Origin of the sequence: Anaerosphaera multitolerans, from assembly GCF_004006535.1 — a bacterium.
Taxonomy (GTDB): domain Bacteria; phylum Bacillota; class Clostridia; order Tissierellales; family Peptoniphilaceae; genus Anaerosphaera; species Anaerosphaera multitolerans.
The window spans coordinates 206,951-232,755 of sequence record NZ_RLIH01000003.1 but is presented as its reverse complement, the minus strand read 5'-3'; the positions used below and the strand labels follow the sequence as shown (position 1 = coordinate 232,755).

27 protein-coding genes, 3 tRNA genes and 1 other annotated feature are annotated in these 25,805 nt (G+C 31.5%); of the genes, 21 read left to right on the top strand and 9 right to left on the bottom strand.

Annotated features, from left to right (window positions below; translation table 11 throughout):
• Positions 1-130: 130 nt before the first annotated feature.
• Positions 131-691 carry a copper amine oxidase N-terminal domain-containing protein gene (locus EF514_RS03670; RefSeq protein WP_164845533.1) on the bottom strand — a complete coding sequence of 187 codons (561 nt, stop codon included), beginning with the start codon at positions 689-691 and terminating at the stop codon, positions 131-133.
• 267 nt (positions 692-958) lie between these two features.
• Between EF514_RS03670 and EF514_RS03665 the strand changes: the two genes are divergently transcribed.
• The 7 genes from EF514_RS03665 (at position 959) to EF514_RS03635 (ending at position 4,373) form a co-directional block, all read left to right on the top strand.
• Positions 959-1,690, top strand: coding sequence for an HAD family hydrolase (locus EF514_RS03665; RefSeq protein WP_127723942.1), 732 nt, complete (start codon positions 959-961; stop codon positions 1,688-1,690).
• A gap of 43 nt (positions 1,691-1,733) precedes the next feature.
• Positions 1,734-1,965 (top strand) — a binding site (T-box leader).
• Between the two features lie 39 nt (positions 1,966-2,004).
• Positions 2,005-2,919, top strand: a complete 915-nt coding sequence (cysK, locus tag EF514_RS03660) for a cysteine synthase A (protein ID WP_127723940.1) — start codon at positions 2,005-2,007, stop codon at positions 2,917-2,919.
• 12 nt (positions 2,920-2,931) lie between these two features.
• Positions 2,932-3,462: a serine O-acetyltransferase EpsC gene (gene epsC, locus EF514_RS03655; RefSeq protein ID WP_127723938.1), complete on the top strand. Its 531-nt coding sequence runs from the start codon at positions 2,932-2,934 to the stop codon at positions 3,460-3,462.
• 95 nt (positions 3,463-3,557) lie between these two features.
• Positions 3,558-3,648 (top strand) — tRNA-Ser (locus tag EF514_RS03650).
• A gap of 7 nt (positions 3,649-3,655) precedes the next feature.
• Positions 3,656-3,732, top strand: a tRNA-Ile gene (locus tag EF514_RS03645).
• 5 nt (positions 3,733-3,737) lie between these two features.
• Positions 3,738-3,813 (top strand) — tRNA-Phe (locus EF514_RS03640).
• Between the two features lie 98 nt (positions 3,814-3,911).
• Complete coding sequence (locus EF514_RS03635; RefSeq protein ID WP_127723936.1) at positions 3,912-4,373, top strand: macro domain-containing protein; 462 nt, start codon at positions 3,912-3,914, stop codon at positions 4,371-4,373.
• Here EF514_RS03635 and sfsA read toward each other — a convergent pair.
• Positions 4,359-5,069, bottom strand: coding sequence for a DNA/RNA nuclease SfsA (sfsA, locus tag EF514_RS03630; RefSeq protein ID WP_127723934.1), 711 nt, complete (start codon positions 5,067-5,069; stop codon positions 4,359-4,361). The genes EF514_RS03635 and sfsA overlap by 15 nt on opposite strands.
• Before the next feature lie 74 nt (positions 5,070-5,143).
• On the opposite strand from sfsA, the gene EF514_RS03625 reads away from it, so the two are divergent.
• Positions 5,144-5,641 carry a GNAT family N-acetyltransferase gene (locus tag EF514_RS03625; protein WP_127723932.1) on the top strand — a complete coding sequence of 166 codons (498 nt, stop codon included), beginning with the start codon at positions 5,144-5,146 and terminating at the stop codon, positions 5,639-5,641.
• Between the two features lie 15 nt (positions 5,642-5,656).
• Here the strand turns inward: EF514_RS03625 and EF514_RS03620 are convergent, their stop codons facing one another.
• Positions 5,657-7,477 (bottom strand): ATP-dependent helicase, encoded by a 1,821-nt coding sequence (locus tag EF514_RS03620; protein ID WP_127723930.1) that lies wholly within the window; start codon positions 7,475-7,477, stop codon positions 5,657-5,659.
• Between the two features lie 256 nt (positions 7,478-7,733).
• Between EF514_RS03620 and EF514_RS03615 the strand changes: the two genes are divergently transcribed.
• The 3 genes from EF514_RS03615 (at position 7,734) to EF514_RS03605 (ending at position 11,406) form a co-directional block, all read left to right on the top strand.
• Positions 7,734-8,189 (top strand): phosphatase PAP2 family protein, encoded by a 456-nt coding sequence (locus EF514_RS03615; RefSeq protein ID WP_240648997.1) that lies wholly within the window; start codon positions 7,734-7,736, stop codon positions 8,187-8,189.
• A complete protein-coding gene (locus EF514_RS03610) occupies positions 8,183-8,977 on the top strand; it encodes a nitroreductase family protein (protein ID WP_127723926.1) in 795 nt (264 codons plus the stop codon). The genes EF514_RS03615 and EF514_RS03610 overlap by 7 nt, the downstream gene beginning before the upstream one ends.
• Positions 8,978-9,099: 122 nt before the next feature.
• Positions 9,100-11,406, top strand: coding sequence for a heavy metal translocating P-type ATPase (locus tag EF514_RS03605; RefSeq protein ID WP_127723924.1), 2,307 nt, complete (start codon positions 9,100-9,102; stop codon positions 11,404-11,406).
• Here the strand turns inward: EF514_RS03605 and mnmL are convergent.
• Positions 11,403-12,308 carry a tRNA modification radical SAM protein MnmL/YtqA gene (mnmL, locus tag EF514_RS03600; protein ID WP_127723922.1) on the bottom strand — a complete coding sequence of 302 codons (906 nt, stop codon included), beginning with the start codon at positions 12,306-12,308 and terminating at the stop codon, positions 11,403-11,405. The genes EF514_RS03605 and mnmL overlap by 4 nt on opposite strands.
• A 128-nt stretch (positions 12,309-12,436) precedes the next feature.
• Here mnmL and EF514_RS03595 point away from each other — a divergent pair, with 128 nt between their 5' ends.
• Positions 12,437-13,351, top strand: coding sequence for a tetratricopeptide repeat protein (locus EF514_RS03595; RefSeq protein ID WP_127723920.1), 915 nt, complete (start codon positions 12,437-12,439; stop codon positions 13,349-13,351).
• Positions 13,338-14,093 carry a type I methionyl aminopeptidase gene (map, locus tag EF514_RS03590; RefSeq protein WP_127723918.1) on the top strand — a complete coding sequence of 252 codons (756 nt, stop codon included), beginning with the start codon at positions 13,338-13,340 and terminating at the stop codon, positions 14,091-14,093. Before EF514_RS03595 ends, map begins: the two co-directional genes overlap by 14 nt.
• A gap of 65 nt (positions 14,094-14,158) precedes the next feature.
• On the opposite strand, the gene EF514_RS11025 is transcribed toward map, so the two are convergent.
• Together EF514_RS11025 and EF514_RS03580 are read right to left on the bottom strand one after the other, a co-directional pair.
• Positions 14,159-14,356 carry a tyrosine-type recombinase/integrase gene (locus EF514_RS11025; RefSeq protein WP_127723968.1) on the bottom strand — a complete coding sequence of 66 codons (198 nt, stop codon included), beginning with the start codon at positions 14,354-14,356 and terminating at the stop codon, positions 14,159-14,161.
• 201 nt (positions 14,357-14,557) lie between these two features.
• Positions 14,558-15,037: a hypothetical protein gene (locus EF514_RS03580; RefSeq protein WP_127723916.1), complete on the bottom strand. Its 480-nt coding sequence runs from the start codon at positions 15,035-15,037 to the stop codon at positions 14,558-14,560.
• 466 nt (positions 15,038-15,503) lie between these two features.
• Here EF514_RS03580 and EF514_RS03575 point away from each other — a divergent pair, with 466 nt between their 5' ends.
• From EF514_RS03575 to EF514_RS03550, 6 genes are all read left to right on the top strand, one after another.
• On the top strand, positions 15,504-16,214 hold the full coding sequence (locus tag EF514_RS03575; RefSeq protein WP_127723914.1) for a DUF1361 domain-containing protein: 711 nt from the start codon (positions 15,504-15,506) through the stop codon (positions 16,212-16,214).
• 22 nt (positions 16,215-16,236) lie between these two features.
• Positions 16,237-16,836: a peptidylprolyl isomerase gene (locus tag EF514_RS03570; protein ID WP_127723912.1), complete on the top strand. Its 600-nt coding sequence runs from the start codon at positions 16,237-16,239 to the stop codon at positions 16,834-16,836.
• Between the two features lie 61 nt (positions 16,837-16,897).
• Positions 16,898-18,145, top strand: coding sequence for a dihydroorotase (locus EF514_RS03565; RefSeq protein WP_127723910.1), 1,248 nt, complete (start codon positions 16,898-16,900; stop codon positions 18,143-18,145).
• Positions 18,146-18,149: 4 nt separating this feature from the next.
• Positions 18,150-18,389: a PF20097 family protein gene (locus tag EF514_RS03560; RefSeq protein ID WP_127723908.1), complete on the top strand. Its 240-nt coding sequence runs from the start codon at positions 18,150-18,152 to the stop codon at positions 18,387-18,389.
• A gap of 129 nt (positions 18,390-18,518) precedes the next feature.
• Positions 18,519-18,779, top strand: coding sequence for a PF20097 family protein (locus tag EF514_RS03555; protein ID WP_127723906.1), 261 nt, complete (start codon positions 18,519-18,521; stop codon positions 18,777-18,779).
• Positions 18,769-19,431 carry a DNA alkylation repair protein gene (locus EF514_RS03550; protein WP_127723904.1) on the top strand — a complete coding sequence of 221 codons (663 nt, stop codon included), beginning with the start codon at positions 18,769-18,771 and terminating at the stop codon, positions 19,429-19,431. The genes EF514_RS03555 and EF514_RS03550 overlap by 11 nt, the downstream gene beginning before the upstream one ends.
• Before the next feature lie 59 nt (positions 19,432-19,490).
• Here the strand turns inward: EF514_RS03550 and EF514_RS03545 are convergent, their stop codons facing one another.
• Complete coding sequence (locus tag EF514_RS03545; protein ID WP_127723902.1) at positions 19,491-20,852, bottom strand: MATE family efflux transporter; 1,362 nt, start codon at positions 20,850-20,852, stop codon at positions 19,491-19,493.
• Positions 20,853-21,128: 276 nt separating this feature from the next.
• Between EF514_RS03545 and EF514_RS03540 the strand changes: the two genes are divergently transcribed.
• Positions 21,129-22,520 (top strand): aminopeptidase, encoded by a 1,392-nt coding sequence (locus EF514_RS03540; protein ID WP_127723900.1) that lies wholly within the window; start codon positions 21,129-21,131, stop codon positions 22,518-22,520.
• An 11-nt stretch (positions 22,521-22,531) separates the two neighbouring features.
• Positions 22,532-23,065: a pyridoxamine 5'-phosphate oxidase family protein gene (locus EF514_RS03535; protein ID WP_127723898.1), complete on the top strand. Its 534-nt coding sequence runs from the start codon at positions 22,532-22,534 to the stop codon at positions 23,063-23,065.
• A gap of 34 nt (positions 23,066-23,099) precedes the next feature.
• Here the strand turns inward: EF514_RS03535 and nrdG are convergent, their stop codons facing one another.
• Positions 23,100-23,591, bottom strand: a complete 492-nt coding sequence (nrdG, locus tag EF514_RS03530; RefSeq protein WP_127723896.1) for an anaerobic ribonucleoside-triphosphate reductase activating protein — start codon at positions 23,589-23,591, stop codon at positions 23,100-23,102.
• On the bottom strand, positions 23,591-25,714 hold the full coding sequence (gene nrdD, locus EF514_RS03525) for an anaerobic ribonucleoside-triphosphate reductase (RefSeq protein ID WP_127723894.1): 2,124 nt from the start codon (positions 25,712-25,714) through the stop codon (positions 23,591-23,593). The genes nrdG and nrdD overlap by 1 nt, the downstream gene beginning before the upstream one ends.
• Positions 25,715-25,805 lie beyond the last annotated feature (91 nt).

The window sequence follows — 25,805 nt, the reverse complement described above, 5'->3', positions numbered from 1 at the left end:
ATTTTATCTTTTTTACCCATCATTTTTATCACCCACAATATATTTACCCATTTTAAAAGGCATTTTAGAGTAAAAATAAAATCTAAAATGCCTTTTGTCTTCAATCTGAAAGCTTGTACATACAAGCTTTTCAATTTTTTATAGTATTTTTATTAGCAGATTCTTCTATAATTACGGTTCTATTTTCGTCGTCCCATTGAACTTTCAAATTAAATTGTTCAGCTATTACTCTAATGGGTACAAAGGTTACATTGTCAATGATTTTAGGTGCAACATCTATGTTGGTTTTTTTTGCTGAATTTGCCACCATTTCACCGGCCTCTTCATGAGTAATAGTACCATTTAACAACATAGAAGAAGATTTAGTTACTACTTCCGGATCAAAGGACATAAGGTAGGATTTGTTTATAGCCAAACCTATGGAAACTTCATTTTTAATTAACTCGTTATTGTCCTTGGAAATTGAAATTATTTTTGTTTCAGGACTCCATACTACATTATAGCCTAGACTTTCACTAATGACTCTTACAGGAACAAGGGTCCTATTGTTTTCAATAAAGGGTTCAACGCTGTTTTTAATTTCTTTTCCGTTTATAATAAGTTTAACCGGCTTTTGTGCATAGATTAGATTAGGTATTAATAAAATTGAAATTGTAAGTATTAAAAATACATTTAAAAATTTCTTTTTCATAACATTCCTTTCCATGTACTAAATTAAAGTACTATACTTGAATATTTCAAGTATTTGTTTTAAACTACTATATTAATTATCCATTGATGTTATTGCCAATTTTAATGAAAATATGTTAACTTTAGCAAAGCTATGTAATTAATAATTATTCTATATTATACCACAAATTTAATTAGATAATAATTAAAAATACTTTGTTTTGGTGTTACAATGTATGAGTAGATAACTCATTAATGGGAATAAAAATTTTATTGTAAGGGGGTATTTATGAAAAAAATAGGTGCTTTTTTTGATATAGATGGAACTATTTACAGAGAGGCTCTTTTAATCCAACATTTTAAAAAACTTATGGATTATGAAGTAATAGATAGAGGCATATGGTATACAGATGTAAAAAAAGTTTATGAGGAATGGAAAAAAAGATATGGAGACTATGAGGAATATCTTGAAACCTTGGCTCCTATATATTTAGATAATTTAAAGGGCGAAGATAGGAAATTTGTAAACTATATTGCAGACCATGTAATTAAGGCAAGCGGGGATCAGGTTTATAAATATTCAAGAGAGCGATTAAAATGGCATAAAAAGCAAGGACATTTTATATTTTTCATTTCGGGAAGTCCTGATTTTTTAGTAGCTAGGATAGCGGCAAAGTATGAGGCGACAGACTATAGAGGTAGTATATATAAAGTTGACAGCAGTGAAAAATTTACGGGAGAACTTATTCCAATGTGGGACAGCTCAAGTAAGGATAGGGTAATTTCTGAATTAATAGAGGAATATGATATTACTCTAGATGAGAGTTATGCCTATGGAGATACTACCGGAGATGTTTCAATGTTAAAAAAAATGGGTAAACCAATAGCGATAAATCCAAATAAAGCTCTTTTGGAAATTATAAAAAAAGATAAGGAATTAAGTGAAAAAGTTGAAATAATAGTTGAAAGAAAAGATGTGATTTATTCTTTAGATTCATCGGTAAAATTTTTAGACTATTAATGTTGACAAAGAGATATTTAATGAGTATAATTTCATTTATATTAAAAATGCGATGACTTAGTAAAGTAAAATATGTTTAGCTTTACAGAGAAAACCTCATAAGCTGAGAGAGGTTTAGCGGGAATGTATTTGAAGTGCACTGAGGAGCTTTGATTCGAAATTACAGTAGATGATACGTTTGCTCACGTTACAGAGCTAGGACTTGTTTGAGTCTAAATGAGATGGGATTTATCCTAAACAAAGTGGAACCGCGAAGTTAACCTTTTGCCTTTGAGAACAAGGGCAAAGGGTTTTTTTATTGTTAGGAGGAAAAAATGATTAAAAATAATATTTTAGAAACTATTGGAAATACACCGTTGGTAAAATTAAATAATTTAACAGAAGATAATATGGCAGATATTTATGTGAAAGTGGAGTCAAAAAATCCCAGCGGATCTATTAAAGACAGACCTGCATATCAAATGGTAAAGGATGCTTTAGGCAAAGGTATTATAAAGAAAGGAGATACTATAGTTGAGTCTACAAGCGGCAACATGGGAATAGGTCTTTCAATGATTGGAGCTGTACTGGGGCTTAATATTGTAATAGTGATGCCTGATACAATGAGTATTGAGAGAAGAAAGTTGTTCCAAGCTTATGGGGCAAAATTAATACTAACTCCCGGAGCAAAGGGAATGCAGGGTTCAGTAGATGAGGCTAAAAGACTTTCAGAAGAAAGAGGTTACTTTCTTTTAAATCAATTTGTAAATCCATCAAATCCTTTGGCCCATGAGAGAACTACAGCTAAGGAGTTACTTGAGGATTTGGACACAATTGATGTTTTTGTTGCAGGAGTGGGAACAGGCGGGACTATTTCAGGAACCGGAAAAGTTTTAAAAGAAAAACTTAAAAATATAAAGATAGTGGCCGTAGAACCAAAGTCCGGACAGATATTAAAGGGTAAGCCGGGACCTCATAAGATACAGGGTATTGGAGCTAATTTCATTCCGGAAACCTATTATGGTCAGTATGTTGATGAAATATTTGATGTAAGTGATGAAGAATCCTATGAAATGACAAGAGAGCTTGCTAAAAAAGAGGGGATTTTAGCGGGAATATCTTCCGGGGCTAATGTATTTGCAGCAATTGAATATGCAAAAAATTTAGGTAAGGGAAAGACTGTAGTAACAGTTCTGCCTGATACGGGAGAAAGATATTTAAGTACGGATTTATTCCTATATGAGGAGTAGAAAGGGGTAACTATGAACTGGTTAATGGTTGAAGCGCAGAATATATATGAGAAGGATCCGGCTTGTACTTCTGTGTGGGAAGCACTTTTATTGTATCCGGTAATAAGAGCTAGAATATCCCATAGGATTGCCAATTATTTTTATAGAAAAGGTCATAAATTTTTAGCTAGATTTATTTCTCAAAGGTCGAGAAAGAAGACGGGAATTGAAATCCATCCAGGTGCACAAATAGGAAATAATTTTTTTATAGATCATGGAATGGGAGTTGTAATAGGAGAGACGGCGGAAATTGGAGATAATGTACAAATATTTCACGGCGTTACTCTCGGGGGTACAGGTAATGAGAAAAATATAAAAAGACATCCCACCGTTGGTAATAATGTTATTATAGGAGCAGATGCAATTGTGCTGGGTGCTATAACTATTGGGAATAATGTAAAAGTAGGAGCAGGCTCAATAGTGCTGGAAGATGTACCGGATAATGTGACAGTTGTAGGAGCTCCGGCTAAAATAGTACGAAGGCGTATGAAGGTTGCAAATTAAAAAAATAATTTGATTTATGCTTGACATTAATATTTTAATAACCTATAATAGTAAAAGTGATTTGGAGTTCAAATTACATTTAGCCGATAATAACTGGAGAAATACTCAAGAGGCTGAAGAGGCTCCCCTGCTAAGGGAGTAGGGCTCGCAAGGGTCGCGAGGGTTCAAATCCCTCTTTCTCCGCCAATGGTGAGGGCCTTTAGCTCAGTTGGTTAGAGCGCCCGGCTCATAACCGGTAGGTCTGGGGTTCAAGTCCCTGAAGGCCCACCATTTTTGCCCAGATAGCTCAGTCGGTAGAGCAGAGGACTGAAAATCCTCGTGTCGCTGGTTCGATTCCGGCTCTGGGCACCACAAAAGTCATTTACTTTAAGTAGATGACTTTTTTTAATGGAATTTAGTTTTTTATAGTAGAGAGATAATATGGTAGAATTAACTAAAGGAGTGATACTATGTTAGAAATCCTACATGGAGATATTTTGGATTTTAGAGGAGATGCTATTGTAAATGCTGCAAACAGTGGCTTGAAAATGGGGAGCGGTGTCTGCGGAGCTATATTTAAAGCTGCAGGAGCAGAAGAACTTCAAAGGGAATGTGATTTGATAGGTTATTGTAATACAGGTGAAGCTGTAATTACTAAGGGATATAAGTTAAAAGTAAAAAATATAATTCACACCGTAGGCCCTATGTATCAGGGTGGAGATAAGGGAGAAGAAGAGCTATTGAAAAAAGCTTATATAAATTCTCTAAAGCTGGCAAAGGAAAATAACATAAAGTCAATAGCTTTTCCATTAATATCATCAGGCATATATGGCTATCCCTATGATGATGCCCTAAAGGTTGCCAAGGCAGCAATAAATGAGTTTTTAGATGAATTCGATATGGATGTATACTTGATTTTAAAAGGAGCTTAAATCGCCTACTGGTACTTCTTTGCTCAGTAGTATTTCATCAGCCTTGACTCTACATTCAAAGGATTTTATTTCAACACCCTGATGTTGTGCTTTGTTAAGTTCACTTCCAAATTCAGGTTGCATTTTCACATTGGGTAAAAAACTCTTGATATTTTCCATTTGCACAAGAAATACAATATGGGAACTATATCCCTTTTCTTTTGCGATTACAAGTTCCTGTATGTGCTTTAATCCTCTTAAAGTTGGAGCATCGGGAAAATAAGCTATGTTATCTTCTTCAAGAGTAACACCTTTGACCTCAATAAACCCTTTAATTTCCTTATCATCTTTAATAGCTTCATAATAGATGTCAAATCTACTGTTATTAAAAGTTTTCTCCCTTACAATTTTAGAAAAGTTATATTCTTTAAATATTGTTCCGGCTTTTAAAGCTTCTTCCACTATGGAGTTGGGAGCTTGAGAATCTATATTAATCAATCTCTTGTCTTTATAAACAGATGTCAGAGTATACTTCGTAACTCTCTTTGGATTATTTGACTTACTTACATAGACCTTTGAACCTGTAATAAATAGTTCTTTACACCTTCCCGTATTAGGAACATATACTTTTTCTTCTATTCCATCTATTATACAAGCAGCTATAAATCTATTTGTTCTTTTTATAAAAACCGCTTCTTTAATATTTTCATATTTCATTATAATCACCCTAAAAAATTATAGCATATTGAATTCTTAAGTCCATAACTGTAAAATGATTTTAGGAGGAAATTATGGAGATTAGAAAGGCACAAAAAGAAGATATTAAAATTATTTACCAGATGTACTTAGATGGTTCCGAAAGCCTTAGGGCTGAAGGCGTAAATCAATGGCAGGGTGTGGAAAAACCTCAATTGTGGGAAGTGGAAGATAATCTTAATCAGATATATGTACTGGATGATAAGGGAGCAGTGGCTACGGCCAGGATTATGGACTATGATCCGGCCTATGATAAAATATATGAAGGCAGTTGGTTAAGTAATGGAAAATACTATGCTATTCATAAAGTGGCTACACTTAATTCCAAAAAGAGAAGAGGATATGCAGGAAAGCTGCTAGGTGAAATAGAAGAATTTGGAAGGAAAAATGGGATTTCAAGCTTAAAAGTTGACACTCATGAAGATAATAAGACAATGCAAAATTTTTTATTGAGTTTGGGATATAAGTATTGCGGAATTGTCTATTTGGAAATTGAGGGTAAGAGATTTGCATATGAAAAAATAATAGGTTAGTTTCTACTAACCTATTTAATATTTAGAGACTTCTATTAAGAACCTACTCATTTCTGCTGAATTTCCGTTGTGATTTTTAGGATACATTAAGTATAGATTTTCCTTTGCTCGAGTCATTGCTACATAAAACAGACGTCTTTCTTCTTCTAAAGAATTTAAATCCCCCTCTAAGGAATTATTTGAAGGTAAAATTCCCTCAACTAAATCTATTACAAAAACAGTGTTAAATTCAAGACCCTTAATTGAATGGATTGTGGATAGAGTAAGATTTGAATTTGAATTAAAGGGGGCCTTCATTAAAAACTCCAAATGTTTTAATCTGCCTATTAATCCCTCTAATGTTACCTCATCCTTGGCAATGTATTTTAAATAGTGGGTATATTCTTTTAAGGATTTATAATTAAAACCGAATTTTTTTGCACTATCTTGCAAATAAGTATCATATTCAAAGTCGTAGAGTATGGAATCTATTTTTTCTACAAGTGACTTGGATTTTAATTTTTTAAATAAGGACAATAGATTATAAATATTTTCCTTATAGTAATGGGGTAGACCTGGATAGGAAAGCAAAGTTTTTAAAAGATTGTCACTTTCTTTGGTTTTTAAAAAATTAATATGTTTCTTAGATATATATCCTTTTATTTTATAGTAGAAGTTTGAAAACAACTCCATATTAGAAGTATCTTCAGAAAATGTAAGAATATTTAAAATATCTTTTAAAACAAAATGATTAAAGAACTTCATATTATTATCTTTAATATTAAAATTAATATTATTTCTTTCCAGATATTCAACTAATCCCAAAGCACATAAATTATTTCTATATACTATTGCATAGTCCTTTGAGTCATCTTTTTTAATGGTCTCAAATATAAATTTATATTCTTCATCATTATTTTCAACTATGATTACATTTACAGGTTCTTTATAATCATTCCAAGTAGTGACACTTTTATTAAAACGAAATTGATTGTTATTTATAAATAAATTTGAAGTATTTACTATATTTTTAGTGGACCTAAAATTATTTTGTAAATAATATAACTTTAAATTTTTATAAGTGCTTTTTAAGTTTAACAGATATTGAGGGTTGGAACCTCTAAATCCGTATATGGACTGGTCGTCATCAGCTACAACAAATATATTATTTTTAGGATGGCTTAGTTTTTGAATTATTTTAAACTGTGCAAGAGATGTGTCCTGTCCTTCATCAAGTTGAATGTAATCATACTTGGTCTTATATTTTTTTCTGATGTATTCGTCTTTTTCAAGTATGTCAAGAGCGATTAATATCATATCGTCAAAGTCAATTAAACCATTACTTATTTTAAAGTCTTCATATAGATTATATATCTCTGAAAATTTAGGTATATCGCTTTTTACTTCTCTGGGATTGATTAGTAAATTTTTATAATAGGAAATCTGATTTATAATCATTTCCAATTTTTCTTCTGTAATATTCTTGTAATAGATATTAAAGTAAATCTTTTTTAAAATATCATATTTTCCCTTTGCAGTATCTTCAATTAAAGTGTATTGTTTTCCTCTTAACCTTGAATATTCTAAAATGATCCTGTAGCAGAAAGCATGGATAGTTGAAAACTTTATAGGCATATTAAATTGAGGAAATAAAGTTTTAAATCTCTTTTGCATATCCAGAGCTGATGCCTTTGAAAATGTAATGGTAAGTATCTTATTGGGATTAACTCCATGTTTTATTAAATTTACAGTTCTATACATAAGTACAGTTGTCTTTCCTGATCCCGGTACTGCTAATACTAAAGCAGGTCCGTCAATGTGACCTATTGTATGTTTTTGTTCTTCTGTGAGATTCATTAAAATACCTCCATAAATATTCTATATATTAAATTTCTAAAATACAATAAATTAATCATTAATTGATGTTATAATTGTATAAGTGGCAGGCAAGTGCCTTTATAAAAGCCAATTATTGTTATATAATTTACTTGAGGTGACTATGAAAAATCCTTTTAAGTCATTTGACAATTTATTTATTAATTTAATAAATAAAAGAATGAATAATAAATTTTTTAGCTTCTTATTTTATAATATTACAAATTTAGGGGGACCTATGTTTTTAATAGGTCTTGTTATAATATTATTTATATTGGAAGACAATATGAGAAGTTTGGGTTTTGAAATAGCTTGTGCATTAATAGTTTCTTCAATAATAGTTCAAGTATTAAAGCGAACATTTTCCAGGAATAGACCCTATTGGATTTTAAAGAACTTAAATACTTATGGCATTGACTTAAGTGATTATTCCTTTCCGTCAGGTCACTCTGCTGCAAGTTTTTCAACCTGTACGATTATTGCACTTAACTATCCGAAAATAGCTTTATTTGTAATTTTTATAGGTTTTTTAGTAGCTATATCAAGGATTTATTTAGCTGTGCATTATCCCACAGATGTATTGGCGGGAATAATAATTGGAGTAATTTCAAGTTTAATAGTTCACTACAAGTTGTATGAGCTAATCAGCACTTATATTCAAAATAATTTTTTAGGAGGAAGAGTATTATGGTAATGACTACTTTTTTACAAAAAAGACGTTCAGTTAGAGATTTTAAAGATGTTCCGCTTCCAGACCAATTTATGACTACAATTAAATCATATATTTCTTTAATCAATGATGAAAAAGAAGATGTGAATTATGAAATATATGAAGATGGCCAATCTATTTATAACGGTCTTGTAGGTAAGGCCGGTTATGCCGGAGTAATGATAAAAGCTCCTCACTATGTGGCTTTTATTGCAGAAAATGATGACCCTAAAACTTTTATTGATATAGGGTATTACCTTGAAAAATTAAATGAAAAAATAACAAATTTAAATTTGGCTACCTGTTGGATAACAGTTGATGAAGTAGACAGTGAAACTATGGAAAAACTTTTTGGCGAAAATGGAACAAAAGTGAAGTACTTAGTTGCTTTCGGTTATCCTGTACCTAAAATGCCTTTAGTTCCTTTGGCAACGAGTACAAGACTTGATGTAAAAGAGATAGTCTTTACAGATGAAATAGGTCAAAAGTTCAGTATTGACGATCTTTACAATAGAGGATTGTTTAATGTATTTTCTTCAATTAGATTTGCTCCAAGCTATAAGAATCTTCAACCTTGGAGATTTGTAGTTAGAGGAGAGTACGTATACCTGTATATGATAAAGACAGAGGATAGGAACCATGCCTTTACCGATATAGGTGTTGTAATGTTCTATTTTGAAGAGATGGTTAAAACAATAGGCATGTATGGTAAATGGGAAGTAGAGCTTGAAGAGGGCGAAGAATATACTAAAATAGGAAAATTTAAAATGTAGACTTTAACTCCGAATTTAATTCGGAGTTTTTAATTGACTTTTTTAGTAAGAGGGGATATAATTAAATTAATATATGAATAGTTAATCATATAATCATATTTTATACATAAGAGGGGATAATTATGAAATATTTAATTAAAGGGCTTAATTGCTCAATATGTAAAAATGATTTAATAAAACATAAAAGTCAAATTAAAGGTTTGTCGAAAATTTATAGTTCCAGTGATGATTTAGTTTTAGAGACCAGTGATGGTTTAAATAGCTCTGAAATATTAAAGGAGATAATTGATCATTTAAAACATATTGGACATAATCACAATATAGAAATTTATGATGAATATACCATTTATTTAAAAGGGCTTACTTGTGCAAACTGTGCACAAAAAATTGAAAGTGAAACTAAGAAATTATTCGGAGTTAAAGATGCAAATTTTGACTTTTCCACTGAAAAATTTAATATATCAATGGTTGCAGGAACTAGTAGAAACAATGTTTTTAATTCAGTTGACGATGTAGTTCGAAGACTTGAACCTGGGGTAGAAGTTCTGGAAACTTTAGATGAAGTAAAGAAAAAAAAGAGCTTGGGAATTTTACAATACAAGGATCAATTGATTAAATTCCTAGTAGTTTTTCTCGGGCTAATAATAAATACTAAATTAGATATAAATAATACTTTAAAATTTTCCGTGTATATAATTTTATATTTAATTGTAGGTTTTGATGTATTAAAAAGTGCATTTAAAAACATTTTAAATGGAGAAGTTTTTGATGAACAGTTTTTAATGAGTATAGCCTCTATAGGTGCTATAGTAGTGGGAGAATATCCGGAAGCTGTGGCAGTTATGTTGTTTTATGAAATAGGTGAAATGTTTGAGGATATAGCTCTTGAAAGATCTAGAGATTCCATTTCAGCTGCATTAACTTTAAAACCCGACTATGCAAATCTTTTAGTAGGGGAGGAAGTAGTTTCAGTAGATCCTAAAGAAGTTGAGATTGGAGATATTATTTTTATTAGACCCGGAGAGAAAGTCCCCCTAGACGGAATAGTTTTAAGCGGCTCAGGCTTAGTTGACACTTCAGCCATTACCGGGGAGTCTGTACCCGTATATTTAGAAGAGGGACAGAAGATAATTTCCGGTTCAGTAAATAAGGATTCTCTATTGAAGGTAAAAGTTGAAAGCACCTATGACAATACAACTATAGCCAAGATTATAGACTTAGTTGAGAACGCCAATGCGAGAAAGGCTCCTATTGAAAAATTTATTACCAAGTTTGCAAAGGTATATACTCCAATAGTAGTATTACTTGCAGTGCTATTAACAACTATTCCTCCGATTTTTGGAATTTTGGAATTTAAAGACGCTTTATTTAGAGCATGTACTTTCCTTGTAATATCCTGTCCATGTGCTTTGGTAATATCAGTTCCTCTAAGTATGTTTGCGGGAATAGGTTCAGCTTCCAAGTACGGAATTTTCGTAAAAGGCGGTAATTATCTCGAGGCGCTTTCTGAGTTAAGTGACGTTGTCTTTGATAAGACAGGAACAATAACAAAGGGAGTTTTTGAAGTAACTGAAATTAATCCTACAGGAAATCTTAGTAAAAATGAATTGTTAAGACTTGCGGCAATAGGAGAACAAAACTCCACTCACCCTATAGCAAGAGCCATAGTTAGCAATGCTCATAATCTGGATATTAATGAGGAGACTGTGGAGTTTACTGAAATAGCAGGTAAGGGAGTAAGTTATAAGTTAAAGAACCAGCTTATTTTAGTGGGAAATAAAAAACTGTTAATTGATAATAATATAGATGTAACCTCTGAGAGTAAAGTAATTGGAGTAAAAGTATATGTAGCAAAAGACAGTGAATATTTAGGTGAAATAGTAGTATCTGATAAGTTAAAGGATAATATAAAGGAAGACTTAAGGAACTTAGAAAGTGAAGGAATTAGACTTACTATGCTATCAGGTGATACTGAAGATAACGTAACTGAAGTAGCTAAAGAAGTGGGTATTAAAAATTATTACGGAGGGCTTCTGCCAACAGACAAAGTAAATAAATTAGAAGAGATGCTAAAGACTTCAAAAGAAAAAGTGGCTTTTGTAGGAGATGGAGTAAATGATGCACCTGTACTTGCAATGGCAGATGTTGGTATTGCCATGGGTTCAATAGGATCAGATTATGCAATAGAAGCTTCTGATGTAGTGTTGATGACAGATGAAATATCCAAAATTTCACAGGGGATAAAAATTTCAAAGGGAACAAAGAAGATAATATATCAAAATATTATATTTGCACTTGGAGTTAAATTTATAATTTTAATTTTAGGGGCACTTGGTATAGCAACAATGTGGGCGGCAGTGTTTGCAGATGTGGGAGTTACTGTAATTGCAGTAATAAACTCTATGAGAGCCTTAAAAATTAGAGCTTAGGTATTTCCTAGGCTCTTTTCATATCTGTTTTTAAGTTCTTTATCTATAGATGATATTACTGATAATTTATCGGCACACCACTTTGGAGCAACTAACTTTCTTTTATCGGGATCTCCTGTTATTCTGTGAATAACTATATCCTTAGGCAGAAAATCCAAAGTATTACATACAATTTCCACATATTCATCTTTCTCTAAAAGTTTAAACTTATTTTTTAAATAAAAATCGTATATTGGACTGTCCTTTTGAATATAAAGTGAATGAATTTTTACGCCGAAGGGGTGTATGGCTTTTACATATTCAACAGTATTTTGAAAATCTTCTCTATTTTCATAGGGAAGGCCGAAGATGAGATGGGTTAAAAATCTAATGTTATTTTCTTGTAATCTTTTAATATTTTCATTAAAGATTTGGTGACTATAACCCCTATTTATTAGTTTAATTGTATTTTCATTAACAGTTTGTAAACCCAACTCCACCCAGAGAAAGGTTTTTTTATTTAAGTCCACAAGCATTTTCATAACTTCATTATTTAAACAGTCGGCACGAGTTGCAATGGAGAGCCCTACAATATCTTTTTTGGATATTACATAATTGTATAAATTGCTAAGGTAATCAATGTCGCCGTAAGTATTTGTAAAATTTTGAAAATAGGCAATGTACTTGTTGCTTTTCCATTTTTTAGAAAGTAGTTTCTTTTGCTCATTTATCTGCTCATCAATAGTATTAAATCTATTGCCGGCAAAGTCGCCGCTGCCCTTTTCAGAACAGAACAAACAGCCTTTAAAGCTTAGAGTGCCATCTCTATTGGGACATGACATTCCTCCATCTAGAGAAAGCTTAACAACTTTTTCATTAAATTGTGCTTTAAAATAATCGTTAAAAGATAAAAAACGTCTCATAGTATTCTCCCATCTAGTAAATAGTATACTAACATTAAAAAATATTTTATACAATTTTTAAATTAAAAGAGTTTAAAGTATAATTAAAAGAGGTAAATTTTGTTATAGTGGCTTGGGGGATTAAATATATGTTAAAGGAAACTAAAAAATATTATAATTATATTATTCTTGCTAATGATTTTTTGGAAACTGAAAATTATGACAAAGCCCTTAATGCTTTTTATAAATCATTAAAATTTGCAAAAGATAAAAAGCAAAAGATTGATGTTTATTTTGAAATTGCAGATATTTATTTAATATTAAAGGAATATGACTTAGCTAGGAAAAACTATTTGAAAATCTTAGAACTTGACAAGAAAAAAAGTGGAGCTTATTATGGGTTGGCTTTGGTAAATGATTTGTCAAAGGGAGATTTAAGGGAATCTATTAAGAATTATGAGCTTGCAATTAAATATGATAAAAATTATGATAGGGCTTATTATTATTTGGCCTTGGCCTATGATACCTTGGGAGAAAAGGGAAAGGCGCTTGAAAATCTATATAGGTGTGTAGAGCTTGATAATAGTGATTACATAGCTTACAATGATATAGGTTCTATTTATGAGGAACAAGGAGATTATGAAAAGGCAAAAAAGTATTTTGAAAAAAGTTTAGAACTAAATCCAAATTACTTTAGAGCTCTTTTTAATATGGGTGTAGTTTATGGGAGGCTGGGGAATTTTAAAAGAGCCTTGGACTATTATAAAAAGGCACTTGAAGAATCTCAGGACCCTTATATTTATTTAAATATGTCTGCAGTATATATTGAGCTTAAAGACTATGAAAGTGCAATAGAAATATTAAGCGAAGGTTTGTCTTATAATGAAGATAGCGAAAATTTATATTATAATAGAGCCTGCTCTAAAATGAATTTAGGTTTAAAGGATGAAGCTTTAATGGATTTGGAAAGAGCTATTTTAATTAATAAAGATGTAGTTGCTTGGGCGAAAGATGACCCGGATTTATGTGATATTATTGAGGAGTATATAGATGGTAGTAATTAAAACAGAAGATGAAATTCAAAAGATGGTAGTGGCAGGTAAGGTTTTAGCCGATGTGCATCATGAGCTTAGAAATAGAATAAAACCAGGTGTAAAGACTATTGAACTTGATAGGTTTGTGGAAAATTATTTAAAAGAAAGAGGAGCATATCCTGAGCAAAAGGGCTATGAAGGATATCCCTATTCAATTTGTGCTTCAGTAAATGATGAAATTTGCCATGGTTTTCCCGGAGAATATGTTCTTAAAAGTGGAGATATAGTTACTATAGACATGGTCGTTAATGTTGATGGTTGGCTTGCTGATTCCGCTTGGAGTTATGAAGTGGGAGAAGTGTCTGAGGAGGCACACAATCTGTTAGAAGATACGAGAAAAGCAATGTACTTGGGAATAGAACAGGCGAAAATCGGAAATAGACTTGGCGATATAGGACACGCTATTCAAAGTTTTGCAGAATCAAAAGGCTATTCTGTTGTAAGAGATTTTGTTGGACATGGTATTGGTAGGCAGATGCATGAGGATCCACAAGTTATGCACTTCGGAAAGCCGGGCAGAGGACTTAGAATAGTTGAGGGAATGGTATTTACTATAGAGCCTATGATTAATATGGGCGGTTATGAACTTACTATTGACGATAATGGATGGACAGCAAGGACTAAGGACGGTTCTCTGTCAGCACAATATGAACATCAAATAGCAATTACAAAGGACGGCCCTATTATAATAACCGACCAAGGAGATTGTTAAACTATCCTTATACCTGTGTAATTGCAACAGTTGATTTTTGGAGATTGACTATTCTCACGTTTTTCTCACGCTTTGAATAAGGCTTCATATTTTTTAAGAGTGTCAAATTTAAATTCTTTAGTAATGTGAAGATATATTTTTTCGGTAACATCTCCATCACCGTGGCCTACATGACCTTTTATTTCTTGTAAAGAAACTCCTGCTTGAGCCAGAAGTGAAATGTGTGTATGTCTAAGCGTGTGAGGTGTTATTCTTTTATCTATGCCTTTTTTCGCTTAAACTATAAATATGATTATATAAAAATAATCTATAAATTCCTCTATTCTATTGAAGAATAGAGGAGTTTCTTTAATTTAGTTATTTATTATTTTATATAAATAATAGACTTAATTATTTTCCGGTATAAAAATATACACCTTTGTTTTAAATGTTTGCTTGCAATAAATTCTGTAGAAGCAAAGATTTTAATTAACTCCAAATATTAATTTCAAATCAGATTCAAAATTTTTTGTATCAATATAGTAACGTCCGTTTTTTTTCTTTTTTTCACTATCATTAAATTTCACAGCACCATAATCATCAAAAAGAATTACATAATTTTCCCATTTTTCCAAGTTTAATAAATAATCGGATATGTTATTAATAGATTCAAAAGCAGATGTTATTGTTGAATCTATGTTTTCTTTTTGTTTAAATTCTAGTATTGTTGTAATACTATTGCCTGTTACACTAACAGATTTAATTTTTATAGAACCATCTTCAGTATCTACACTATTAGATAATTCTTCTTTAATTTTTTCTAGATTTTCATCATCTTCATTCGTTTTAGGAGCCTCATATATAGGTAGTTGGTTATTATGTTCGATTTGTTTGTTATTAGTTCCACAACCAACTAGTAAAATGGCTACTAACCCTATTGATATTAAAATTGATTTTTTTCTCATACCTTAATTCCTCCAATGATATGTATTTTTAAGTTTTTTTGAAAATTTTTAAAAATATCAAAAAGAATATTAAATAAGATGTACTTATTTGATATCCTTTTTACATTTTGATGATAGCATAAAAACTTATTACAATCAATTTAAAATGCAATACTTAAAATTATTTTAATAAAAAATATATTATGTAGGATTCAAGGAGATTATTTAATAGAAAATTAGTACTCGAAATATATAATTACATAAGTTCTTATATTCTTATGATATAATATAAAAGATTTAAGCTTATATAAATGAACTATATTATATAATTACTTATGTGGGTAAGCTTTGAATATGTTAATATATTTTTTAAAAATAATAAATGTTTTGAATTAGAGTGTTTTAGCTTTAAGCTTAAGAAAACAATTCTATACTAGAAAATAGTTAGAATATATCGGTAAGAATTATTATTTAATTGGAGATATTTATGAGAACGGCACCAATTATTTTAGCGGCATTATTATTGAATATTTTTGCTTTTATTACCATAGTTTTACGGCCTAAGTTGTTTAAAGTGAAACTATTTAAACCAATGGTATGGAATTTTAAACTTTCTCTCCTACCTTTTTTTACACTGGTAGTGAGTATTATTTTGTTTATATCTCTAAGATATATTTCAACTATTTCAGGTATTATGATAATTGACTATGTTGGGCTTGTTTTATTTATTATAGGTTTGGTTTTATGGCTATTGTTGTTGCCAAATTCTGGATACCTTATTACTGAACTGAATTTAACTCATAGAGAAATGGATGAAAATGAAGTTCCGATTTGGTATGATATAGTTTCAATTTTATCTTTTTCATTATCAGGTATAGTAAATACACTTGTAAATATAGTTTTAGTTCAAGGTGTCTACCTAATATACTTAGATCCATCAAGTGTTTCAGAATTAAAGTTAATTTTCAGCGCTTTAATTATAAATGTTTTAGTTTCAGTGGGAATATATTTTGGCAGAGCAATTAGATTTAACTCTTGGGACATTTTACATATAACATCTTTCTTTAAAAAGTTAGCGGATTATTTTAGTAAAAGGGGAAATATAAAGGATTTTTTATTATTTGTTTTATTTCATACCACTTTTTTTATGTTGATGTATATGTCTTTTGGAGTAAAAAATTATTTTTTATATAATTGATATTTTAATAATAGGAGGAATTATGTTAGAACAATTAATGGATCCTAAAGAAGGAGAAGAAATTGCAATTTTAAAGACGAATTATGGAGATATTAAGATTAGACTTTTTGAAGAAGCTGCTCCAAAGGCAGTGGAAAATTTTAAGGGTTTAATTGAAAAGGGTTACTATAACGGTATTTCCTTTCATAGGGTAATTGATAATTTTATGATTCAAGGAGGGGACCCTACAGGAACCGGATCCGGAGGTGAAAGCATTTGGGGTAAGCCTTTTGAAGATGAATTTCATGTGAATTATAGGAATATAAGAGGAGCTCTTTCAATGGCAAATGCCGGTCCTAATACTAATGGATCTCAGTTTTTTATAGTTCAAATGGGGCCTGTAGAAAATGATATTGTCAAACAGATGAGATCAGCTGGTGAAGAAAAAGGATATCCTGATGATGTTGTAGATGCTTATGAAAATTTGGGCGGAACATATTGGCTTGATGGAAAGCATAGTGTTTTCGGACAGGTATTTGAAGGTATGGAAGTAGTAGATGAAATAGCTTCGGTAGCTGTAGATTTTAGAGATAAGCCTACAAATCCGGTAATAATAGAAAAAGCTACAATAGAAAAATATTGAGAGAAGATTACATTATCTTCTCTTTTTTATTATAATGATATAAAGATTAGGAGGAAGTATTATGATAATTAAAAACGGCTACATTATAGATCCAAAGTCCGGATTAGAAGGTATCTATGATATAAAGATTAAGGACGGTAAGATAGAAAAGATCGGAAAAATTTCAGGAGAGGGAATAGATGTTGGGGGAATGGTTGTGGCACCGGGACTTGTAGATATACATGTTCATTTTAGAGAACCCGGCTTTACTCATAAGGAGGATATTGAAACAGGTAGTAATTCCGCAGCTGCAGGGGGTTTTACCAGCGTAATCTGCATGGCGAATACTAGCCCTAAAATTGATAATGTAAATGTTTTAAAGGAATTTTTAAATAAAGCAGAGAATTCGAAGATAAATGTTTATACTGTTAGCGCCTTAACTGAAAACTTTAACGGCGAGACCTTGGTAGATATGGAAGAGATGTTAATAGCTGGAGCAGTGGGATTTTCCGATGATGGAATACCTGATAGGAATTCAAAGGTAATTTTAAAAGCTATGGAAGAAGCGGTGAGATTAGATGTACCTTTAAGTTTTCATGAAGAGGATCCAAATTTAATTATAAATAATGGTATTAATCACGGCGAAGTTTCAGAAAAACTTGAAATATATGGAAGTCCCCATATTGCAGAAGATGTGTTTGTAGCAAGAGATGTAAATTTGGCGTTGTTTACAGGAGCAAAAGTGGATATTCAACATATTTCCTCAGGAAATAGTGTGGAGCTAGTAAGATGGGCAAAGAAAAAAGGGGCAAAAGTATATGCCGAAGTAACACCCCACCACTTTACGCTTACTGATACAGCTGTTTTAAAATATGGGGCGCTGGCGAAAATGAATCCTCCTTTAAGAACTGAAAAAGATAGGGAGATGATTATTGAAGGATTAAAAGATAATACTATAGAAATAATAGCAACTGACCATGCGCCACATAGTGAAGAGGAAAAAAATGTTGAGCTAACTAAGGCGCCAAGTGGTATTATTGGTTTAGAGACTTCATTGGGATTGGGAATTAGAGAGTTGGTTAATAAAGGTTATTTGACTTTAATGGAACTTTTAAGAAAAATGACTATAAATCCTGCTGAACTATATAATTTAAATGCCGGATATATTTCTGAGGGAGGACCTGCTGATTTGGTTATATTTAATCCGGAAGAAGAATATAAAGTGGAAAGTTTTGAATCTAAATCAAAAAACACACCATTTAAAGGAGAAAACTTACCCGGGAAAATATATTTCACAATTTGTAGAGGTGAAATAGTATATAGAGGTTGATAAAATGAAATGCCCAATTTGTAAAAATGAAATGGAAAAGGGCGGTATATTTGTAAATAGTATTTATGTATATTGGTACAATGAAGATGAGCTAAAAGAAAGGTCTTTGTTTTTAAAAGCAAGAGTAAATGGGGAACCTATTGGTAAAAATAATTTTCTAACAAATACTACAAAAATAGAAACTGCATATTATTGTAAAAATTGTAAGAAAGTAATGGGAATATTTGATGTAGCTGATTTTTAAAATAATAAATTTCTGAGATATAAAACGATGATAATTTCTAAAGCTTCTAAGAAAAGTAAGGTGAAAAGTTATATAGAAGGATATATTTCACAATTTGTAGAGGTGAAATAATATATAGGGGTTGATAAAATGAAATGCCCAATTTGTAAAAATGAAATGGAGAATGGTGGAATATTTGCAGAATCATTGCATGTGTATTGGTATGAAGAAAGAGAGTTTAAGAAGAACTTTTTGGAGTTAAAGAGAAGAAGAAATGGAGTTCCCATAGGAAAAAACAACTATCTTGGTTCAACAACTAAAATAGATAATGTATATTTTTGTAAAAAATGTAATAAGGCAATGGGAATATTTGACATTGAACAGGACTATTGGAGAAAAAATGAAAGATAAGTATATTGATTTTTTTAATTATATTATTGAAAATGGAAATGAAGACAAAAGAGAGTCAATGGAAAGTTATATGTTAAATCAATTTGACTTTTTGGGAATTCAAGCAAAGGAAAGAAGATTATTAAGCGGAGATTTCTTAAAAGAATTAAAGAATAACAGGGAAATAGATTGGAATTTTATAGAGCTTTGTTGGAAAAACAAGTATAGAGAATTTCAATATATAGCAATGGACCATCTTATAGATATGGAAAAATACTATGAGCTAGATGGTATTTATAAAATAGAAGAGCTGATAGTGGATAAATCCTGGTGGGATAGTGTGGACCGCTTAAGTAAGGCAGTGGGAGGTATTTCTCAAAAATATGAAGATTTAAGGGAGAAAATCTTAAGTTGGAGTGTGGCTGATAATATTTGGCTTAGGAGAACTGCAATAATCCATCAGTTAAAACATAAGGACAAGACAGATATTGAATTACTAGAGGAGATAATTTTAAACAACTTGGGAAGTGATGAATTTTTTATAAATAAGGGTATCGGCTGGGCTTTAAGAGAGTATAGCAAGACGGATTCTCAGTGGGTAAGGGAATTTATTGAAAAGTATAAAGACAAGTTAAGTAAGCTTTCAATTACTGAGGGAAGCAAATATATTTAAGTATAATCTTAAAAAGGCTGTTGATTAAAGTGTAACAGCCTTTTTAATATATTTGGGATTTATTCCAGTAAAAGTAAAGATTCTTTAAATTGTTTTTTAAATAAAATCATTGTAAAGGTAACTGCAATAAAGTCCGCTATGGGTTCTGCCAAATATACTGCCGTAGTTTGATTTGAAGTTATAATTCTAGGCATTATAAATATAAGTGGTAAGAGCAGTATAAATTTTCTTGTAACTGCCACTATTATAGAAGCCTTGGCATTTCCAATAGATGTAAAGGCCATCTGACAGGAAATTTGTATACCGAACATAAATAGCGCTGCACAATAAATTCTCAAGGCATCCTTAGTAAAGAGTATAAGGGCTAGGTCTTGAGTAAACATACTTGCGAAAAGTTTTGGAGCTATCATAATAATAAGCCACAGTGTTACAGAATAAATCAGACTGTACTTTAAGAGCAGTTTAAATGCTCCTATAACTCTTTCTTTGTTTTTAGCACCAAAATTATAGCTTATTATAGGTTGAGCTCCTTGGCCTATACCCGCTAAAGGTAGCATTGCAAATTGCATTACACTTGAAAGTATGGTCATTGCACCTACTGCAATATCTCCGCCATATTTTAACAATGAAGAGTTAAAAGCTATGGAGATAATACTTTCGCTTGCCTGCATTATAAAAGTTGCCAAACCGAGGGCAAGACAAGGAAGTATAATACTTAGTTTTATATTCGAATTTTTAAGTTTTAATTTTAAAATTGTCTGCTTACCAAAAAGAAAGAAGAGTACAAAGAAGCAGGACAGTGCTTGAGATATTACTGTGGCAAGGGCTGCTCCCTTAACTCCCATATCCAGCGCAAATATAAAAATAGGATCAAGTATAATATTACTTACAGCACCTATTATTACCGATATCATGCCTATTTTTGCAAAGCCTTGAGCGGTTATAAATGCGTTCATACCAAGTGTAAGCTGGACAAAAATCGTTCCTATGGCATATATGTTCATATAGTCTGTAGCGTACTTTATAGTGTTTTCACTAGCTCCAAAGGCAAGTAAAAAAGTTTCATTCCAAATTAATAGAATGGCGGTTAATACTACTGATAGAACAATTTGAAGGGAGAAGCAATTTCCCAATATATTTTCCGCAGTATCAATATCGCCCTTTCCCATAAAAATAGAAGCTCTTGGAGCGCCTCCATTTCCCACTAGAGCGGCAAAGGCTGATATTATAAGTATAATCGGCATACATACTCCTAAACCGGTAAGGGCTAAAGCTCCTTCATTTGGAATATGGCCTATGTAAATCCTATCAACTAAATTATAAAGCATATTTATTAGTTGAGCTGTAATAGCAGGTATGGCAAGTTTTCTCAAAAGCTTTCCAAGGGGTTCTGTACCTAAAAAGTTGCGTTCGTCATTCAAGTTAAATCTTCCTTTCCAAAAATTATGTAAAAATTTCAAAGCTAAGATAATGATTTTTAAACTAAAAAATCTTAATCTATTTAGTATAATAATATATAGCTTAAAAATTTCATTGTCAAATGTAAAGAATACCACTAAAAAGTTTTAAAATTGATTTATGTAGTTTAAAGTGCTTTAAAGCTTGTAAAAAGAATTAAACTATTTTATTAAATGTAATATAATAGTTGTTAAGTTATTATTTACTTTAGAGGTACTATAAAATAAAGGAGAGTTTATATGGATTATAAAGAGTTGGAATTAAATCAGAAATCCATCTGGCAATTAATTGATGAAGATGAACATAATAAGATATTTAACTATTGTGAGGGATATAAAGAATTTTTAGATGAGGGTAAGACTGAGAGGGAATCTTGTGCTTTTATAATAGATAGAGCTAGAAAAAAAGGCTTTATTTCCTTTGAAGATGCAATAAAGAAAGAAGTAAAAAAAGGCGATAAGATTTATCTTAACAATAAAAATAAGTCTGTTATTTTATTTATAATGGGAGATGACTTGGAAGAAGGGATGAGGATTGTAGGTTCTCATATAGACGTCCCAAGACTTGATGTAAAACAGAAACCCCTTTATGAGGACTCAGAACTTGCTCTTTTGAAAACTCATTACTATGGCGGTATAAAAAAATATCAATGGCCGACTATTCCTCTTGCAATTCACGGTGTGGTAATTAATGAAAAAAATGAAACTATTAATATAAAAATTGGTGAAGATGAGAAAGATCCTGTGTTTTATATTAATGACTTACTTCCTCATTTAAGTGCAGACCAAAATAAAAAAAGTTTGGCAAATGGAGTTACAGGTGAATCATTAAATGTAGTAGTGGGACATAGCAGCTATGGAATTGACGATGAAAAAAATCCAATTAAAAAAGCTGTATTAAAATATTTAAATGATAATTATGATATGAAAGAAGAGGACTTCTTAATAGCTGAACTTGAAGTAGTTCCGGCTACAAAGGCAAGAGATGTAGGGTTTGACAGAGCTATGATTGCAGCTCATGGACATGATGATAGAATTTGTTCCTATGCAAATTTAGAAGCAATGCTTTCTATTGAAAATCCTAAGATATCTGCTGTGGGACTTTTTGTAGATAAAGAGGAGATAGGTTCTGTGGGAAATACTTCAATGTCTGCTAAATTTTTTGAAAACTTTATAGCGGAAATTTTAAATACCCAAGAGGATTACTCCGATATAAAACTTAGAAGAGCTTTGGCAAATTCAAAAGTTCTGTCAGCTGACGTTACAGTTGCAATGGATCCCAATTATAAAGAAGTACTAGATGATAAGAATTCGGCTTATGTAGGTTATGGAATATCTATGGCTAAATATACTGGAGCAAGGGGCAAAAGTGGCTCCAATGATGCAAATACGGAATTTTTAGCTGAAATTAGAAATTTATTTAATAAAAACGGAGTAATTTGGCAGACTGGAGAACTTGGAAAAGTAGATCAAGGCGGTGGAGGGACCATTGCTTATATTTTGGCAGAGTATGGAGCTGAAGTTGTAGATATGGGTACAGCTATGCTTTCAATGCATGCGCCTGTGGAACTTGCCTCTAAAGCTGATGCTTATATGACCTATAAGGCTTACAAAGTCTTTTTAAATAATTAGTAGGAGGTTTTATGAGAAGAAAAGAAAGGGAAATGGATGAGAGCTTTGGGAAAAAAGTAATTGATAATTCACAGTATGGAGTTTTAAGTTTAAAAGATGAAGATGAAGTTTATTCCATACCTTTGTCAATTGTAAGATTTGAAGATGTACTTTATTTTCACTGTGCAAAAGAGGGAAAGAAAAATGATTTAATAGAAGACGGAAAAAAAGTAAGAGCGGTATTCGTATCACATGCAGAGGTTCCTGAATTATTTACAGTGGAAGAAATTAGAGAACATTTAAAAAAAGGTGAAATTAAAGGACAGACTGTTGTAAGAAAAATATTTACAACTGAATACGCTTCTTCCATTGTAGAGGGAAGTATTTATAAGGTTACAGAGAACGATGAAAAAATTAGAGCATTAAAGGTACTTTGCGAAAAATATAATCCGGATATGATGGAGTTCTTTGAAAAAGCTGTAGAAGCATCTCTTAGAAATACGGACGTATACAAGGTGAATATAGACAGCATAACTTCAAAAAGAAACAAGGTAAGTGTAGATTAAATAAAAAAGTTTGGTGGGTTTCACCAAACTTTTATTATTCGTTCCATAACACTATTTTATTCAATTTGCTAGTTTTAACATCTATAATTCTTTGGTTGGAAGAGCCTCTGAACTTTAAAGTCAAGTCCTTTAAAGAATTTACAAATAAACCATCTACTAGTACGTCGCAAAGGTTTAAAAGCTCGCTTCTGGATTTGTCTTTTAAAATTTGTTCGTAGGTATAACCGGAATAAACCCAAATACTTTTATTAGTTTTAGATTTTATTTGTTTTAAAATATCAATAAGCTCCAAGGTGTTTTGGAAAGGCTCACCACCTAAAATGGTAAGTCCTTCCACAACATCTTCGCTTAAATATTTAATAACTTCTTCAGTTTCAGTATCTGTCCAAATTTTGCCTGCATTAAAATCTTGATATTCTTCATTAAAACAATCGGGGCAATGGTGGGTGCATCCGGTAACAAAGAAACTGGTTCTAATGCCAGGGCCATTTGCAACATCATACCTTCTAATTTGACCGTATCGCATTATATATGAAGCACCCTGTCGTTTATTTCTTGAGTTCTTCCTTCATTCCAGAAGTTTTCGCCAAGATATCCGCAAGTACGCCTTACAACTGTAAGTGTAGCTTTATCGGTATTGCCGCATTGAGGACATTCCCATTCACCATTTTCATTTAATTTGATTTCGCCGTCAAAACCACATTCTCCACAGTAATCACTTTTAGTGTTAAATTCAGCATATTGAATATTATCATAAATAAATTTAACTATAGTCTCAAGCGCCTCTAGATTGTTGCCCATATTTGGTATTTCAACATAGGAGATACATCCGCCAGTTGACCTGTCCTGGAACTTAGATTCAAAGGCAAATTTTTCAAAAGCTGAAATATTTTCACGTACATCTACGTGGAATGAGTTAGTATAATATCCCTTATCTGTTACATTTTCAATAATTCCAAATCTATCTCTGTCAATTTTACAGAATCTATGAGTTAAACTTTCAGCAGGTGTAGCATAAAGAGTAAATCTTATACTACCTTTTTCAGTCCAACGCTTAGTAGCAGCATTTAAATGATCCATTATTTTCATTGCAAATTCATATCCCTTTGGATCCGTATGTGAAACTCCTTTAGTTAAAATAGTAGCTTCATATAGTCCGATATATCCCAAAGAAACAGTTGCATAACCATCTTTTAAAAGAGGAGCTATGGATTCGTGTTTACCAAGTCTTGAAATGGCGCCGTGCTGCCAGTGAATAGGTGATGAGTCGCTGGTAACCTTCTTTAAATGTTCATATCTAATTAATCCGACTCTTCTAACAAGGTCCAATCTCTTTTCTAAGATGTCAAAGAATTTATTTTCATCTCCATTTGCAAGTATACCGATTTGAGGTAAGTTAATTGAACATGCTCCGATATTAAATCTACCTTCAAATTTATACTGTCCCTTTTCATTCTTCCATGGTGGTAGGAAAGCTCTACAACCCATAGGGCTAAATACATTTCCTTCATAGTTGGCTCTCATCTTTTTAGCACTTATATAATCAGGATACATTCTCTTAGCTGTACATCTAATTGCAAGGCTGGTTAGGTAATAGTATTTTGAATCTTTTTTAATATTGTTTTCATCCAGTACATATATTAATTTAGGGAAGGCAGGTGTTACATATACGCCGGATTCATTTTTAATACCCTGTATTCTTTGTTTTAATATTTCTTCAATAATCTGAGCCACTTCATCTACATAAGGATCATCGTCTTCAATGTACATAAATAGAGTTACAAACGGAGCTTGACCGTTTGAAGTCATTAAAGTATTTATTTGATATTGAATAGTTTGAATTCCGCTTTCCAAATCTTTTTTAGTCATTCTTTGAGCCATTTTTTCTGCCAGCTCTACATCTCCAAGAGTTTCAATAGCCAGGTTTAAATTTTTTTCATAGGATTTACGCAAGTATTTGCCTAGAAAAGATACGTTAATAGATTGGCCGCCGTATTGGTTTGATGCAATTTGTGCGATTATCTGAGTCATTACATTACATGCAACTTGGAAGGATTTAGGTGTCTCTATCATCTTTCCGTTTACTACAGTTCCTTTTTCAAGCATATCTTTAATATTGACTAGACAACAGTTAAATATAGGTTGAATAATGTAGTCAAGATCGTGAATATGTATTGCTCCATAATCATGTGCTTCAACTAAGTCCGTAGGAATCATTTTTCTTTTGGCAATATCTTTGGAAACCTCTCCTGCAATTAAATCTCTTTGAGTGGAGGCTATAACTGCATTTTTATTTGAGTTTTCATCCATTACATCAAGGTTTGTTTGATTTAATAAACCTAAAATTTCCTCATCCGTGGTATTTTGTTCTCTTTTAAAAGCTTGTACAGCTTTATAATTTTCATAAGCTCTAGCTGTAGATGGATTGTTATTTTCAATTAATTTATAGTATACTTTCTCTTCAATATCATATATAGACATAGTAGTATTTAAGTTTTCAGCATCGTTTTTAATTTCATTTGCTATTTGTTTAGCTAGACCTTCAACAAATATACCACTGCTTGAATTCATGGCTTTTTCAATGGCTATTTCAATTTTTTCGCCATTAAAGGGTACTTTATCACCATTTCTTTTAATTACTTCAAGCACTTAACTCACTCCTTATAATTTATTTTCTTAAAACAGTATACTACATATTGTGTTACTTAACAAGAGTGTTTGAATAAAAAACACAATATAT

Excerpts from the sequence above, each read along its gene's own strand:
- EF514_RS03670 (WP_164845533.1), bottom strand. The coding sequence starts at position 691 with ATGAAAAAGAAATTTTTAAATGTATTTTTAATACTTACAATTTCAATT.
- EF514_RS03665 (WP_127723942.1), top strand. The coding sequence starts at position 959 with ATGAAAAAAATAGGTGCTTTTTTTGATATAGATGGAACTATTTACAGA.
- cysK (WP_127723940.1), top strand. The coding sequence starts at position 2,005 with ATGATTAAAAATAATATTTTAGAAACTATTGGAAATACACCGTTGGTA.
- epsC (WP_127723938.1), top strand. The coding sequence starts at position 2,932 with ATGAACTGGTTAATGGTTGAAGCGCAGAATATATATGAGAAGGATCCG.
- EF514_RS03635 (WP_127723936.1), top strand. The coding sequence starts at position 3,912 with ATGTTAGAAATCCTACATGGAGATATTTTGGATTTTAGAGGAGATGCT.
- sfsA (WP_127723934.1), bottom strand. The coding sequence starts at position 5,069 with ATGAAATATGAAAATATTAAAGAAGCGGTTTTTATAAAAAGAACAAAT.
- EF514_RS03625 (WP_127723932.1), top strand. The coding sequence starts at position 5,144 with ATGGAGATTAGAAAGGCACAAAAAGAAGATATTAAAATTATTTACCAG.
- EF514_RS03620 (WP_127723930.1), bottom strand. The coding sequence starts at position 7,477 with ATGAATCTCACAGAAGAACAAAAACATACAATAGGTCACATTGACGGA.
- EF514_RS03615 (WP_240648997.1), top strand. The coding sequence starts at position 7,734 with ATGTTTTTAATAGGTCTTGTTATAATATTATTTATATTGGAAGACAAT.
- EF514_RS03610 (WP_127723926.1), top strand. The coding sequence starts at position 8,183 with ATGGTAATGACTACTTTTTTACAAAAAAGACGTTCAGTTAGAGATTTT.
- EF514_RS03605 (WP_127723924.1), top strand. The coding sequence starts at position 9,100 with ATGAAATATTTAATTAAAGGGCTTAATTGCTCAATATGTAAAAATGAT.
- mnmL (WP_127723922.1), bottom strand. The coding sequence starts at position 12,308 with ATGAGACGTTTTTTATCTTTTAACGATTATTTTAAAGCACAATTTAAT.
- EF514_RS03595 (WP_127723920.1), top strand. The coding sequence starts at position 12,437 with ATGTTAAAGGAAACTAAAAAATATTATAATTATATTATTCTTGCTAAT.
- map (WP_127723918.1), top strand. The coding sequence starts at position 13,338 with ATGGTAGTAATTAAAACAGAAGATGAAATTCAAAAGATGGTAGTGGCA.
- EF514_RS03580 (WP_127723916.1), bottom strand. The coding sequence starts at position 15,037 with ATGAGAAAAAAATCAATTTTAATATCAATAGGGTTAGTAGCCATTTTA.
- EF514_RS03575 (WP_127723914.1), top strand. The coding sequence starts at position 15,504 with ATGAGAACGGCACCAATTATTTTAGCGGCATTATTATTGAATATTTTT.
- EF514_RS03570 (WP_127723912.1), top strand. The coding sequence starts at position 16,237 with ATGTTAGAACAATTAATGGATCCTAAAGAAGGAGAAGAAATTGCAATT.
- EF514_RS03565 (WP_127723910.1), top strand. The coding sequence starts at position 16,898 with ATGATAATTAAAAACGGCTACATTATAGATCCAAAGTCCGGATTAGAA.
- EF514_RS03560 (WP_127723908.1), top strand. The coding sequence starts at position 18,150 with ATGAAATGCCCAATTTGTAAAAATGAAATGGAAAAGGGCGGTATATTT.
- EF514_RS03555 (WP_127723906.1), top strand. The coding sequence starts at position 18,519 with ATGAAATGCCCAATTTGTAAAAATGAAATGGAGAATGGTGGAATATTT.
- EF514_RS03550 (WP_127723904.1), top strand. The coding sequence starts at position 18,769 with ATGAAAGATAAGTATATTGATTTTTTTAATTATATTATTGAAAATGGA.
- EF514_RS03540 (WP_127723900.1), top strand. The coding sequence starts at position 21,129 with ATGGATTATAAAGAGTTGGAATTAAATCAGAAATCCATCTGGCAATTA.
- EF514_RS03535 (WP_127723898.1), top strand. The coding sequence starts at position 22,532 with ATGAGAAGAAAAGAAAGGGAAATGGATGAGAGCTTTGGGAAAAAAGTA.
- nrdG (WP_127723896.1), bottom strand. The coding sequence starts at position 23,591 with ATGCGATACGGTCAAATTAGAAGGTATGATGTTGCAAATGGCCCTGGC.